Source organism: Bacillus sp. NPDC093026 (genome assembly GCF_044754665.1).
GTDB classification, from domain to species: domain Bacteria; phylum Bacillota; class Bacilli; order Bacillales; family Bacillaceae; genus Bacillus; species Bacillus maqinnsis.
The window spans coordinates 117707-130476 of the sequence record NZ_JBIVPN010000007.1 but is presented as its reverse complement, the minus strand read 5'-3'; the positions used below and the strand labels follow the sequence as shown (position 1 = coordinate 130476).

The 12770-nt window shown below is 37.6% G+C and carries 14 protein-coding genes; 12 read left to right on the top strand and 2 right to left on the bottom strand.

What is annotated here, in order from left to right:
- Positions 1–561: 561 nt before the first annotated feature.
- The 11 genes from skfA to ACIQCE_RS14110 all read left to right on the top strand — a co-directional run bounded on the left by skfA (position 562) and on the right by ACIQCE_RS14110 (position 9579).
- Positions 562–729, top strand: coding sequence for a sporulation killing factor (gene skfA, locus ACIQCE_RS14160; RefSeq protein ID WP_353853933.1), 168 nt, complete (start codon positions 562–564; stop codon positions 727–729).
- A 64-nt stretch (positions 730–793) separates the two neighbouring features.
- Positions 794–2029, top strand: a complete 1236-nt coding sequence (gene skfB / locus ACIQCE_RS14155) for a sporulation killing factor system radical SAM maturase (protein WP_400495562.1) — start codon at positions 794–796, stop codon at positions 2027–2029.
- A gap of 31 nt (positions 2030–2060) precedes the next feature.
- Positions 2061–3512, top strand: a complete 1452-nt coding sequence (locus tag ACIQCE_RS14150; RefSeq protein WP_400495561.1) for a CPBP family intramembrane glutamic endopeptidase — start codon at positions 2061–2063, stop codon at positions 3510–3512.
- Positions 3513–3529: 17 nt separating this feature from the next.
- On the top strand, positions 3530–4252 hold the full coding sequence (locus tag ACIQCE_RS14145; RefSeq protein ID WP_400495560.1) for an ABC transporter ATP-binding protein: 723 nt from the start codon (positions 3530–3532) through the stop codon (positions 4250–4252).
- Positions 4245–5666 carry a sporulation killing factor system integral membrane protein gene (skfF, locus tag ACIQCE_RS14140; RefSeq protein ID WP_400495559.1) on the top strand — a complete coding sequence of 474 codons (1422 nt, stop codon included), beginning with the start codon at positions 4245–4247 and terminating at the stop codon, positions 5664–5666. The genes ACIQCE_RS14145 and skfF overlap by 8 nt, the downstream gene beginning before the upstream one ends.
- An 18-nt stretch (positions 5667–5684) precedes the next feature.
- Positions 5685–6200, top strand: a complete 516-nt coding sequence (locus ACIQCE_RS14135; RefSeq protein WP_400495558.1) for a HEAT repeat domain-containing protein — start codon at positions 5685–5687, stop codon at positions 6198–6200.
- Positions 6201–6620, top strand: a complete 420-nt coding sequence (locus ACIQCE_RS14130; RefSeq protein ID WP_400495557.1) for a TlpA family protein disulfide reductase — start codon at positions 6201–6203, stop codon at positions 6618–6620.
- Between the two features lie 23 nt (positions 6621–6643).
- Entirely contained in the window at positions 6644–6817 is a 174-nt protein-coding gene (locus tag ACIQCE_RS14125; protein ID WP_400495556.1) for a hypothetical protein, read from the top strand.
- Positions 6818–6839: 22 nt separating this feature from the next.
- Positions 6840–7217, top strand: a complete 378-nt coding sequence (locus tag ACIQCE_RS14120; protein WP_400495555.1) for a hypothetical protein — start codon at positions 6840–6842, stop codon at positions 7215–7217.
- 482 nt (positions 7218–7699) lie between these two features.
- Positions 7700–7888, top strand: coding sequence for a DUF418 domain-containing protein (locus ACIQCE_RS14115; RefSeq protein WP_400495554.1), 189 nt, complete (start codon positions 7700–7702; stop codon positions 7886–7888).
- Positions 7889–8322: 434 nt separating this feature from the next.
- Positions 8323–9579 carry an MFS transporter gene (locus tag ACIQCE_RS14110; protein WP_400495553.1) on the top strand — a complete coding sequence of 419 codons (1257 nt, stop codon included), beginning with the start codon at positions 8323–8325 and terminating at the stop codon, positions 9577–9579.
- A gap of 53 nt (positions 9580–9632) precedes the next feature.
- On the opposite strand, the gene ACIQCE_RS14105 is transcribed toward ACIQCE_RS14110, so the two are convergent.
- Positions 9633–10076 (bottom strand): Fe(II)-2OG oxygenase family protein, encoded by a 444-nt coding sequence (locus ACIQCE_RS14105; RefSeq protein WP_400495552.1) that lies wholly within the window; start codon positions 10074–10076, stop codon positions 9633–9635.
- 381 nt (positions 10077–10457) lie between these two features.
- Here ACIQCE_RS14105 and ACIQCE_RS14100 point away from each other — a divergent pair, with 381 nt between their 5' ends.
- Positions 10458–11846, top strand: a complete 1389-nt coding sequence (locus tag ACIQCE_RS14100; RefSeq protein WP_400495551.1) for an amino acid permease — start codon at positions 10458–10460, stop codon at positions 11844–11846.
- A gap of 39 nt (positions 11847–11885) precedes the next feature.
- Here ACIQCE_RS14100 and ACIQCE_RS14095 read toward each other — a convergent pair whose 3' ends face one another.
- A complete protein-coding gene (locus ACIQCE_RS14095) occupies positions 11886–12767 on the bottom strand; it encodes a glycerophosphodiester phosphodiesterase (RefSeq protein WP_400495550.1) in 882 nt (293 codons plus the stop codon).
- Between the last annotated feature and the right edge of the window lie 3 nt (positions 12768–12770).

The following is a 12770-nucleotide window of genomic DNA, read 5'->3' as shown; positions in this document are numbered from 1 at the left end:
ATTGATAAACTAGATTAGAAATAAAATTGTACCGTTTTACCCCTTTGGATATGATTGTCTAAAGGGGTGTTTTTATGGCGAAAAAAGATCATTTAAAGTAAATAAATGAATTAAAGAGAATCGGGAAACACTGGAAGTAGATTTGGCAAAAATTTCTTTAAGCGAAAAATTTAAGATCAAGAGCTTAAAAGGAGAATAAGTAAGATTTCCTGTGTGAAATCTTACAGTACCCAATGCAATTGGGGTGATAAAGAATATTACTTACGATAAAAAAACAATATTGATAAATCTAATTTAGTATTAATAACGCATTCTTTCTAATGAGGATTGTTTCAAAACCACCATATAGAGAAAAGATGAGACGAAAAGATTGGATATTGCTGTCCAATCTTTTTTATTTGTTCAATCTCTCACTACCATTTATATATTTTTCCTAATGAGGATTTTTTTAGGATGAATAACAAAATTCCCCTTACTTCGACACCTTTCATATGGTAATATCAGGGTGCATGGTAGGTGGGTCTATTGACACTATGCAAAATTTAAGAGGAGGTTTTACTTATGAAAAGAAACCAAAAAGAATGGGAATCTGTGAGTAAAAAAGCCCTTAAGCGCCAAGGTGGTACTTCCATTGTGAAGGCGGCTGGATGTATGGGGTGCTGGGCCTCAAAAAGTATTGCCATGACACGTGTTTGTGTACTACCACATCCTGCTATGCGGGCTCTTTAATGGTAACATAGGGAGTTGAGCATATTTTGCTAACTCCTTATACTTCAAAAAGGGGTGTCTATTTATGTCAAATAATCAAGTAGTAGATTACGATTTACCTGAACTAGCCATCCATTTACAGCCTCATGGAGCTGTCATGATAGATAGGAAGTCGATGTATTATTTTAGACTAAGCGGAAGGGGTGCTCAACTGGCATTTTTATTGTCCAAAAATAAAGATCTGGCCAAAACCGCACGTATTTGGGAAATTGTGAAAAAGGAAGAACTGACTGCAGATCAGCTTCGAGACGAACTGAGTGCTCACCCTTTTACAGAAGCATGGACACAGGGTTTGTTGGATCGACCGATTCAAATTTCTGGGTCGCTGCAGACCTATATGCCTGTTAGCTGCACTCTGCAATTAACCAATGCTTGTAACTTAGGCTGTTCCTTTTGTTATGCCAGTTCGGGCAAGCCCTATCCGAACGAATTAAATCGTTCACAGTGGATCATGGTGATGCAAAAGTTAGCAGCGCAAGGCGTAGCAGATGTTACTTTAACTGGAGGAGAAGCAAAATTAATAAAAGGATTTAAAGAAATCGTTATGGCTGCCAGTTGCTTGTTTACAAATGTTAATGTTTTTAGCAACGGACTTAACTGGAGACGTGAAGAAATAGAATTGCTTAGTCATCTTGGAAATGTATCTGTACAAATTAGCATTGATGGCATGAGTGATACGCATGATTCACTTAGAGGTAGAAAAGGTGCTTATCATGAGAGTATGCAAACGATCAAACATTTGGCAGAAGCTCAAGTACCTGTCATTGTTGCAATGACCATTAACGAAATGAATGCAGACCAAGTATCAGAGGTTATTGATCACTGTGCAAATGCGAATGCTTCAATTTTCCGTGCTGGGAAAACATTGTCTGTTGGGCGTGCAACAAAAAATTTTAAAGCGCTGGACAGTGACTTTGAACAGCGTGTTCAAAGTCAATTACAGCAAGCACGTCATAAATGGGGGAATCACTTGAATATAATTGATTGGGGGCATGAAGAGAGTTCTTTTACGACTGATTTTTGTACGCCTGGCTACTTAGCTTGGTATATAAGAGCGGACGGCTATGTAACGCCTTGTCAATTGGAAGATGTTTCTCTAGGCCATATATTACATGATCATCTATCTGATATTGGTTCACCCGCACGTCTATTACAATTAAAGTGTGAAGCGAAAAACTGCAAATGCATAGGGAAAGTTGAATTATCGGAACCAGATTTGCCTTTTCAAAACGAAATGAAAGCTGGAATGGCAAATGAGTAGCTTTACATTCATTTTTTGGGGTGGGCTTGGGTTGATAGGGATTGTGTTATTTCTTAAGTATAAAACGTCGACCATTGAGTCAAACCTTTTAGATAAACGTGAAGCAAGAGAAATCAGCATTGAATTTATCAAAGAATTTGTAGGAGTCAATGTTGATGAATGGGATGTTTATTCAGTCTATTGGTACGATCATGAGACAGTGAACAAACTCCATCATTTAGGGTTACTGAAGAAAAATCGAAGCATACTTCACGATCTAGGTTTGGTTGAATCATGGCGAGTTCGCTTTGTCCATCAACACCAATCATTTGTTGTAGGAGTGAATGCTAGACGTGAAGTGACGTTCTTTTATGCAGATGTGAGTCAAAAATCACTATCTAAAAAAGCTGAACAATTATCACCGGAAATATTAAAGCAGCAATTAACCCGATCTTCCAAAGGACTATGGACGAAGGCAAAAACAACTGGTTCAGGTTCAAAGGAAGAGGACTTTCGCAAAATTCAAACGTATTGGTATCTTGCAGAAGAGGAAGATGTTCGGCTGAAGCTGACGGTTGAAATGCAAGCTGGTGTTATCACCTATATAGGAACAGATGCAGAGATTCTAACAGATCAGATGAATAAAGTGATACGAGATGAACAAGTAGAATCTACTTTTGGCATTTCAGGTATGTTGGGGTCGGCTGCAGCAATGGTGATGGCGATTCTCGTCTTAGTATTGATGGAAGTTCAAACTCAAATCATGCTTAGCCTTATACTCGGTTTATGTATCGTTTTTGTACAATCTCTTACGATCAAGGAAGATATACAGTTGACAATTGTAAATGCTTACGATGCAAGAATGAGCGTGAGTACGGTACGTTTACTTGGGGTCATATCAACACTTCTTGCAGGATTACTTACAGGATTTGTAGTATTTGTATGTTCATTGGCAGGAGAGGCGCTTGCGAATGAATTGAATTGGAAAGGGTTAGATCAGTTCGGTGGTCAGTTTTTTATAGGGCTTGGTGCCGGATTAATCAGTTTAGGGATCACATCTCTTATTTTTTATTTATTAGAGAGCCGAAATCATTTGCGCATTTCCCCAGAATTATCGAATAGAAGTATGTTCTTATCAGGCTTTACCTTAAGACAAGGGTTAAATATGAGTCTGCAGAGTTCTATTGGGGAAGAAGTGATTTATCGACTTTTAATCATTTCCTTACTATTTTGGTTAAGTGAAAATATTGTGTTGTCAATTTTACTCTCATCTTTGTTGTGGGCTATCATGCATCAAGTCACAGGGTATGATCCTAGATGGATTCGATGGATGCATCTTTTTGTATTCGGATGTTTCCTTGGCTTCCTTTTCGTAAAATATGGTTTTATTTGTGTATTGGTCGCACATTTTATTCATAATCTTGTACTTGTTTGTATGCCTTTATGGCAATTTAAACTTCAAAGGTATATACATACGAAAAAGTCTCAGCAAACATCACTCTAATATAAAGGAGAGATTTCATGCCATTCATGGAGGTACAGAACGTAAGCAAACGATATAGCAACGGTGATGGGATAGAGAATTTGTCATTTTCCATCGAGCGGGGAGAAGTCGTTGCACTGCTTGGACCTAATGGTGCTGGTAAAACAACGACGATTCGGTGTTTGACGGGTCTATATAAACCGGATCAAGGGGAGATTCTCATAGAGGGTTCTCCCCCTGGTCATATTCATGTTCAAAAGCAAGTTGCACTTATTCCTGATCAACCGTATTTGTATCCCGAGTTAACGGTTGCTGAACATGTTCAATTTCGTGCAAGAGGATATCATAAAGGCTTAAAGCATATAAAAGAAAAAGTACATGAAGCATTGACAGAAGTAAATATGGAGAAGAAGATGAACGAACTGTGCGGGAGGCTTTCGAGAGGCCAAAAACAACGTGTCGTTTTAGCAGGAGCGATTGTTCAAGATGCTTCACTCTTTTTATTGGATGAACCTACTGTGGGATTAGATATTCCTTCAAAACAATGGCTATCGCATTGGTTGAAACAAAAAAGCCGTGATGGTGGCTCTGTTCTTGTCTCTACTCATAGTTTGGAATTCGTTCTTGATACAGCTAGCAGAGTGATTCTGATTCGAGACGGTGAAATCATGAAAAGTATTCTTGTTCCTCAATTGAAAGAAGAGCAAATAAGATGGAGGTCAGAAGTGATCCAACTTCTGGGAGAGTGGTCAAGTGAATAATACGATTTCTCTTTTATGGACCAAGTCCAAAAGGCGTTTTATCAGCAAAAACCAAGAAAAGAAAATGCCTTTACTCATATTGTTGCTTTTAGTTGGAGCGGTTGGTTTTCAGCTCAGTGCCGTCTTGAGCATGGGTAGTTGGGATCCTAGTGTAGCAGGTTGGATGATTGTTTTTCTTTTTATTCTCTATACTGGATTTGGTTTGTTTTCGAATCGGCTACCTAGTCAAATGAACGATATCATTTGGTTATATGGGAATGGTGCTTCTCTATGGACAGTGGTGATGAGTGTATGGATGTATCATATTTTTTGGAGAAGTGCTCTTCTCATTGTCTCTGCCATTTTTACGGATTTTCTTATTTTTTTCTTTACACAACAATATCCTTTTCTACTCGGAAAATCTTTAATTCTGACTGGCATGTTACTCATGGTTGAAACATGGATGATTGCTGTTTCTTCTGCTAGAACCATTAAAGCGTACAAACGAATCTACTTGTTTATTTTTTTGATGATGTTTGGCTGTTATTTATTGCTTTTTTTGAGTCGATTTATCCTGCAACGCTTCTCATTTTTAAGCGAAGCCGATTCTTTTATGAATCATGTTGGGCGTATGTTTGAAACGGTCTCACTTCTCTATTTATTTATATTTCTCGGGGTTATGGCTTTATCTTTGGTGACTATTTATCTGGCTTGCAACCGTTTGGAGATGAAGGAGTCGTTAGTCAAAGAGGCGGAGTTTTGGGAGGAATTTGAAGGAAAACAAATCCATTCAAATCAGATGCTTCAAAAAAAGAGCAACACATGGTGGGGGGGAAAAAAATTAACCGGCAATTGGGCTTTCCTGTGGCTAGAATTATTGTTGATCAGAAAATATATCACCTTCCACCTTTTGTCTACCATGCTACTGATTGGTCTGTTTTATGTGGTGCTTTCTTTTTTTTCAGAATGGCTGATGTTATTCATTGTCATCATTCTTGCATCAGTTATGCTGAGTTCATATTATGCTGGAATCGTAAGGCATGCACAAACAGGCGTGCTGTACCTTTTTCCAGGTGCCCTTTATCAAAAAATCCTTATATTGGAGGGATTTCAGACCATATGGTTATATGTTGTCTACTTCATCTCTCTTCTTATCAATGAGGTAGATGATTTATTTTATTGGTCTATGTATGGGGTAGGACTTTATATATGGTTTTTGGCCACAAGGCTGTTTGCTTTCACTCAACCATTGAGACGAGAAGCGAGATTATCAATGGTTGTATATTATCAATCGTTGTTCATCGCGGTAGTGATAAGTGCTCTTAGTTTAATAGGGATTCATGCTTTCACTGATGGCTGGTATACAACGATTACATTCATCATAATTGGGTTGCTGTATTGTGCTGTTTGTTATCGATTCCGTGCGACCAATTAATAAGGGGAGTTGATTTTAATGAAACCTGAAGATAAGCTATACAATTCAGTTCAACATTTAGTCAATACAAATGAAGTGACGATCGTTCAAGCGATGGGAGAATTGAAAAAGTCAGGGAAAGATGCAGTTCCAGTCCTTGTTGAAGCCTTGAAAGAAGAGGGGTCTTTAAGGAATATTGCAGCGGCTGTACTGGGTGAGTTTGGAGAAGATGCAGGAGAAGCCGCAGAGTCACTTGCACAGTTACTAGAAAGTGAAGAAGAGGAAACGAGAATGGCGGCTGCGATTTCACTCATGAGGATTGGTCAGCCTAGTTTACCGTTTCTCATTCCGTTGGCTAAGCGTTATGAAGGCCCTACTTGTTTTTGGGCATCGTGGTGTATTTCTTGGATTGATCCGTCAAAAATTGAAAAAAACATGTACGAGTGTTTAAAACACGAACAGGAGAATCCTTCTGGGAATGTCGCACCGTTTGCTGCAGAGGAGGCTCTAGGGAAAATCATTGCTTTTCAATTAAAAGAAAAGGAGGATGAGTAAATGGAGACTCAACTGTTTAAATGGCCTGATCATCTACCTTGGATTCGACGTTCAGATCAACCGCTTTCGTCAGAAGGTCGCATCCAACTCCTTTATTTTTGGTCGATCAATTGTCCTCATTGTGAAGAGTTAACAAAGGATGTTTTGCAAAGTGTGAATCAGCTAGGAATCAATGTAACATGTGTTCATGTGCCATATACGGAGGAAGAAAAATCCATAGACGTTGTTTCAACGTATGCTGAAGAAAAGAATATCACAGCTCCAATTATTTTGGATCAAGATTATGAGATCGTCACAAAATATAAGGTGCAAGGGTTGCCTAGCTTTTGTTTAATGAATGAAGAGGGGCAATTAGTAGATCGAAAAATGGGAGATATCGGCTGGGAGAAGATGTTGAAAAAGTTAGAAAAACAATCTTAATAGGGGTTGTGGAGGAGAGCGTTTTGTTTCAATCAAACAAAGAATTAAAAAGAAATGCGGTCTTTTTCGCAGGTGTGGGAGCTGTCTTACTGACTCTCATGATGCTGAAATGGTTGCCGATTTCAGCAGACTGGGAGCTGACGTTGATTTTGTTCGGATTGGGGATTTTGTTTTATTTGAAGCGTGTGCTGTGGTAAGAGGAAAAAGGTCATAATTCATGTGAACTATACAAAGCTTTATGATAAGAACGGAAAATTTAAAAAACAGCAGAAACCAACAGATAAAAATATTATTTTTAAACAGGGAAAAAAAGATAAAAATATGAATTATTATGTCATTGATCATGATGCAACAGTAGGTTTTAATGACTTTGGTTTTGTTACACCATCTATTAATTATAGAGCAGGCATTGCCATTTACAAAAATGGAAGAATTACTGTCAGTGGCTCAAGAGACCAAGCTCCAAGTCACGAAATGTATGCATATATTCCGTATACAGATGTTAGTATCACCCTTTTTAAGGCATCTAATAAGGGATTTGAGTATCTGTTTCCTGTAGCACCTTCTGCTAGAATGAGCATAAATTCCAAGATATAAAAAGATACAACCTCACTTGGTTTTAGTGAGGTTGTTTTTAAAAATAGGTAAAATTAAGCTCATGATGAAAGCAGAAATGAAAGAATTGATTGTAAAAAAAAGGGCATTAAGTTGAATTTCTAGAAAAAAGCTAATGAAGATAGATGTTAATATAGCAACAATAAAGATTTTAAGCTTTGGATTTAATCTGAAGTAACCAAAAGTATAAGAAAATATAAAATAACTAATAATGGCGAGCAATGGTATATACGATAGTAGCAAAATAATATATACGAAAATTGCATTACTATCTCCTGTTCCTCCATTTATAAATCTATATATAAAGAGGGTGCTTAAAAATATGGAATAAAAAATAATAAAACCATATACAAAACGCTTCAAAATTAACATAAAATTCCCTTTTTCCCTTTTTGTACATAATAACTTAATTCCTCTCCTTTTGAAACCCTTTATTATGTTTTTATGATGGTTAGTAATTTGGTTTGTTAACAAAAATCGTGCTACGGCTTGCAGGGCTTGGCCGTTTGTCCCTATCAAATTATTTGGCGCAGTCGATCATTTGTACAACGATTTTCTATTCTTATGGACTTGGTCTATTTGGACAGATGGGGTCAATGTTGGGACTGATGCTCGCTGTCGGACTGTACACAGCACAGCTGTTCATCAGCTAACTCTATTTGAAAAAATGGAGAAGAGGTCCGGTGGAGTGGATGATGGGAAAATGGGTGTATTGGAGATAAATGTTTTATGAAAACGTGAACAGGTAAGGAGTTTACTATTGAGAATAGACCACTTTAAGACTGTAATCTCCTATGACTCTTTTGGGAATCCTCAAAATTAATTTTTACTAATCATGAGTATTGGAAAAAATAAATATGTATAAATACGGGTTCCATCTTAATTGAATCTAAGAAACTATTCCTACTAGGGTGATGATTGAATTTTATGATTTTCTCTGACACTTATACAGGTCACCGTTATATAACATTCATCCAGTATATTTTAAATCGGATAGAAAATTTAAAAATCCCATTCAAACTTCTTTTTATATTTGAGATAATGACATAAAGTTTACATATTTAGAATAAAAAGAGAGGTGGGTTACATGTCACAAATTAAAGCTAATCATGAAAAGGGGAGCTATAGATGGGTTATACTCATAATAGCTACCTTTTCACAAACATGTGCAACGTTTGTAAATTACGGAGTAGGTCCTTTAGCAACTTTTTGTCAAGAAATATATAACTTATCACAATTTCAAACAGGCTTAATTGTATCAGCTGTAAATATTGGTCCTATATTCTCTATGCTAATATTCGGTAACCTAATGGATAAATATGGTGAGCGGTGGGTTGTAGGAATAGGATCAATTTTATTAGGACTTACCATGTTAATAACAATTCCTATTAATGAATACGTATACCTTTTGATTGTTCTTGCTTTTGTCGGGGTTTGGTACGGGACGGCTCAACCAGGGGGGAGCAGCGCAATCATCAATTGGTTCCCTAAAAATAAAAACAGAGGACTTGCAATGGGGATTCGTCAAACTGGAATACCACTTGGTGGTGCTTTAGCTTCAACAACTCTACCTTTTTTCTTTTATAGATATGGTCTATCTTCAGCTAAATTAACACAAGCTATTGTAGCAATTGCAGGTGGTTTAATCTTTTCAATTTTCTACAAAGATCATGGAATGACTGCGCAAAGACAACAGAATGATCGTTTTTTGGAGAAAATTAATAAGATCAAAGCAAAATCGAGTCTTTATCCAGTATTTTTTATTGGAATGAGTATGATTTCTTTACAATTAATCATATTAGCTCACCTGATGAGTTATCTAAGCAATACCTTACATATATCATTAAGTATTTCTGGAACGTTGTTAAGTGTGGTTTTAATTGGCGGTGCAATTGGAAGGATATTGTTAGCATGGATCAGTGACAATTTGTTTAATGGAGATAGAAGTAAGCCATTACAACTTACAATATTATTAACTGTCAGTATTTTAATTGTTCTAGTCTATTTTTTGAATTATCTTCCACTATGGGGAATTTATATAATTTGTTTCATTTTAGGTTTTTTAGGAGTGGGATGGTACAGTTTATTTATTGTGTTAATGTCTGAAAAAGCAGATAAAGAGTTTATCGGATTAACTGTAAGCTTTGGATTAACTTTAAATCAAATTTTTATTGTGCTGGCACCCTCTCTATTTGGCTTATCAGTGGATTATTTTAATGGATATAAACTACCGTTCTTCCTATTAATATTGTTTATATCACTAGGGGGTATATGGCTTAACTTATCCGAAAGAAACAATAAATTTCAAACGCAAAAAGAAACTGAAAACGTATCTCTAAAATAGAAAAAAACGCCATAGAATGACCTTATTTTCATTCTATGGCGTTTTCACACTCGTTAGTGATTTAAAGCAAGTTTAAAAACTCGATATTTAACAGGTTCTAGAGTACGATGATTCCATAAATCAGGTGCTATAAAAATCCGCTGCAACCACCGAATTGGGTTACCTGATTTATCCAAAGTAGGTTTGAAGGCATCTCTTGAATGAAATGTAAATCGATTATTAATATACACTAGACGACCTGGAGTAACATCAATACCAAATGAAACTTTACGAATCGCATTTCTAAATTTCTCTAATGATGTAGCTGCTAAGTTATTAATAGATGCTACCATATCTGGATAAAATGCAGCTGTAACCTCTGGTAAATCAATTGTTCCTTTTATAATTGGTGAAGGACTTGTCTCTTGTAATTCGACCGGCGTTGAAACGCTCCAGCGATACGGGACTTTAATTCGATAAAGAGGGTGACTTAATTGTTCAATATCTTGCTCGGACAAAAGTCTTCATGCTTTCCGTGCGTCAGACAAACGTGTAAGAGGCTTTTTTGGATCGTTATTTACACCTGTAAGAAGTAATCCAGATGGTGAAAAATTATTTTGTCTTTTTTTATTTATCATTGTTCTGTCTTCACTTAGTAGAAGAAGGTCATGTTTAAAAATATATTTAGTGATACTAGATTACTAAATTCTTTATATGTAAATAACAAAATTGAAGGGGTTTTAATTTCGGAATATTAGGAAAATAGTGTTTCCCTCAAAAAAACAATTGTTTTTTAAGGGTAGATTTATTATGATAATATACATCAATAGATTGATGATTCGTAATCAGAATGAACATTCTGATTTTTTTATGTTTTATGTTGATGAGGGGGAAGAAAAGTGGTTCAAAAGGGATTAAAGAGAGGGTTAAGTGCGCGTCATATTCAAATGATTGCACTTGGCGGTACGATTGGTGTTGGTCTTTTTATGGGATCAGCCAGTGCCATTCAATGGACAGGTCCGTCGGTACTCCTTGCGTACGCGGTGTGTGGAGTCTTTATCTTTTTTATTATGCGTGCCATGGGAGAAATGTTATATCTTGAACCGAGTACTGGATCGTTTGCTACATTTGGACATCAATATATTCATCCGCTTGCGGGGTATATGACCGCTTGGAGTAACTGGTTCCAGTGGGTCATTGTCGGGATGTCTGAAATGATTGCCGTCGGAACGTATATGAAATATTGGTTCCCGGAATTACCGGCTTGGATTCCAGGTTTGATTGCGATGATCATTTTAGGTGCGGCTAATTTAATTTCGGTGAAATCTTTCGGTGAGTTTGAATTTTGGTTTGCGATGATCAAGATTGTGACGATTATCTTGATGATTATTGCAGGTCTAGGCATTATTTTCTTTGGATTTGGAAATGGTGGAACAGCTATTGGTTTGTCTAATCTTTGGACGCATGGCGGTTTCTTTACGGGTGGATTTAGTGGATTCTTGTTTGCATTGTCTCTTGTCATTGCTGCCTATCAAGGCGTAGAGCTCATTGGGATTACAGCAGGTGAGGCGCAAAATCCACAAAAGACGCTGACAAATGCGATTAAAAGTATCATCTGGCGTATTTTGATTTTCTATATCGGTGCGATCTTTGTCATTGTGACAGTGTATCCTTGGGATCAGCTGAATACCCTTGGTAGTCCATTTGTGGCGACTTTTGCGAAAATCGGTATTACAGCGGCTGCTGGTATTATTAACTTCGTCGTGATTACAGCAGCTATGTCTGGCTGTAACAGTGGTATTTTCAGTGCGGGGCGTATGCTTTATACGCTAGGTATGAATGGACAGGCACCAGCCTTCTTTACAAAAATCTCAAAGAACGGTGTGCCGTATTTTGGTACAATCGCTGTGCTTGTTGGTTTGGCGGTAGGAGTTGTCCTGAATTATGTTTCTCCTCCAAATATTTTCGTCTATGTGTATAGTGCGAGTGTACTTCCAGGTATGGTGCCTTGGTTTGTGATTTTGATTAGTCATATTGGTTTCCGAAAGGTAAAGGGTGCAGCACTTGATCAGCACCCATTCAAGATGCCGCTTGCGCCACTTTCTAACTATCTCACAATCGGTTTCTTACTGATGGTTCTTGTGTTTATGCTCATCAATCAGGATACGCGCATTTCTCTTATTGTGGGAATTTTGTTCTTGATTGTAGTGGCGCTTAGCTTTTTTGTATTTGGGATTGGAAAACGAAAACCGATTGAAACAGCTTCAACTGCTCAAACTGTGAAATAATAGAAAGCCTTGCGGAATGAATCGCAAGGCTTTTGTTGTTTATAGCGATGCTTTTACACGCTGAAAGACATCTGGAAAATTGGTGAAAAGGCCGGTGACGCCATATTGCAGAAGACGGGTCATGTCTGCTTCGCTGTTTACTGTATATGGATGAAGAAGGAGCCCGTGGCTTCTGACCTGCTGTACGTTTTCAGGTGTTAATGCTCTAAAGTTCGGGCCGACACCCACGGCGTACGTTTTGATAAAGTCGAGCTGATCGTCTGTGATGGCCGTCATTTGGGCTCTGTCTAATAGCTGTACTTTTGGAAGGCGTGGAGCTAGTTTCTGTAGTTTTAGCAGGCTGTCTTGACTAAAGGATTGAATGATGACCTGCCCTTTTCTCGTATGTTTTCCGAGAAGATGATGTTTCTTTAAGGTGGCCAATAGCTTTTCTTCTATTTGGGGATAAAGATCTGGTTTTTTTGTTTCAATATAATAATTTTCACGTTTGCCAAAATATCGTAATACTTCATCTAATGTGAGTACTTGCTGTCCAATATAGTTGGCATTTTGTTTGTCGGGGTTGGCTTCGTTAAACCATGCGCCGGCATCGAGCTGTTTGATTTCGGCGAGTGTGAGGTCTTTGACCCAGCCTGTTCCGTTTGTGGTCCGGTCAACGGTTTCATCATGCATGACGATGAGGTGTCCATCCTTTGTCATTTGAACGTCGAGTTCGAGGTAATCCGCATTCATCTTTGTGGCGAGTCTATAGGAAGCAAGGGTATGCTCTGGTGCATACCCTGATGCTCCGCGATGTGCAACGGTTAGGATACGATCTGGAGATAAAAGATTTTCGTGTGCCGATATGGTTGTCGGCACCCACGCAAAAGACAGCAAAGCAAAAGAGAGTAACACAAAAGAAAGAAATCTACTTTTCTTCATTTT